This window comes from Vibrio sp. 03_296 (assembly GCF_002265885.1).
Genome location: NZ_NPKW01000339.1, coordinates 1 through 1,638 on the forward strand (window position 1 = coordinate 1; position 1,638 = coordinate 1,638).

The 1,638-nt window shown below is 47.7% G+C and carries 2 pseudogenes; both read right to left on the minus strand.

The window, feature by feature from the left end:
* A pseudogene (locus tag CIK04_RS24470) lies at positions 1 to 179 on the minus strand (type II secretion system protein GspE); the annotation flags it as partial.
* Between the two features lie 21 nt (positions 180 to 200).
* Positions 201 to 1,638, minus strand: a pseudogene (locus tag CIK04_RS24475) (secretin N-terminal domain-containing protein); the annotation flags it as partial.

The window sequence follows — 1,638 nt, forward strand, 5'->3', positions numbered from 1 at the left end:
ACAARCGTCTGTTTGAGCACACGACGCACTTCAACTAACGCCTGCGCATTGAGAGGCTCAACGTAGTAAAGTACCGGCGGCCTTTCTGGGTGCTCGATTTCCAGCACCATTTTAAAGCGGTTAGCAAAACTAAACGGTAAACGGCGATACGATGGCGCCGTATCCAGTATATCTACCATTACTGCTGTTCCATTKATCGTAAAGGCTTGAATTTCAGCCGGATGGCGTTTGGTCTTCACCAAATTTCGGTAACACAGGAATGTGGCCATCATCCATCTAGTTTTAGCCCTTGATCTGCTTTGTAGAGCTGCTCGGCGCGAATGTAGTTGTACTTACGCTGGGTAATACCATCCGCCGTCATACCATCAACGAATGATGGTCGGCTTGATGAACACCATTAGATTTTTCTTTTCTACTTGAGTATTGGTGGATTTAAACAAATGCCCCAAAATTGGAATATCGCCCAGTAGCGGTTACTTTTCTGATTCACTCTCTAACGCACGCTCATCGATCAAACCACCAAGCACCAACATTTGGCCATCTTGCACAATCACTGAGGTATTGAGCTGTACGTTAAGCAAACGAACGTCCACCGCCCATTGGCACCCAAAACGTTAGATACTTCTTGTTCGATATTAAGCTGAACCGAGTCGCCTTCGTTAATTTGTGGTACCACTTTAAGTCTTGATGCCCACTTTCTTTACGATCGACGGTTTGGAACGGGTTATCGTTCGTTCGAGCCCGCGGTTGAACCGGTAATGACAGGAACTTCTTCGCCAACAATGAAAGACGCTCACCTACTTGTCCATCACGGTAATACTTGGTGAAGACAGGATATTGGAGTTGGAATCACTCGAAACTGCGCTGATCAGGGCTGTCCAGTCCCCCATAACAAGGCTCATTGYCGCACCGTTTACACCAGCGAGTGCTGCAGCAAGGGTGGAATAGTCTCCAGCTTCTGTACGTGAATATGGTTCATACTTGCCAGTATCACTATTCCACGACTGTCTGTTACTTGTTTATTCTTTTGCCTCTTCCAGGCCAACCATCACTTTGCCAATTGGCGTACCGGTATTGCTATATTGGATGACAGCACCCGTTTCCAAGTTACCCCATTGCACACCCAAGTTCACACCATCGCCCTCTGCCATTCGACAATCAATGCTTCAATCAGTACTTGTGCGCGGCGAATATCTAACTGAGTAATCACATCTTGCAACGCCAACATAATATCGGGTGGCGCGGTCAGTGACCAGCGAGTTGGTGCCTTGGTGAGCGGCGATCRCTACATCGTTGCGCTGTGAAGACGCGCCCTTTTGACCAGAGTTTTTCTCTGCTTGCAGGTTATCAGAGACCCCTTTAAGCACATCAACCAAATCTTCCGCTTTGGCGTATTTGAGGTAAACAACACGTGGTTGTCGTCCTTGCTCGCCATTTCCACATCGAGTTGGCGAATCAAACGCTTCAAGCGATCACGAACTTTAGGGTCACCCGAAATCAAAATCGAATTGGTGCGCTCATCAGCCACCAATTTGGGCTGTAAAAATTCTGGGGTGTTTTTCGTCATCAGTAGTGCGGTTTAGCGCATCAACATACGGACCATTTCCGCCGCCGACGCATTACCTAGCTCTACCACTT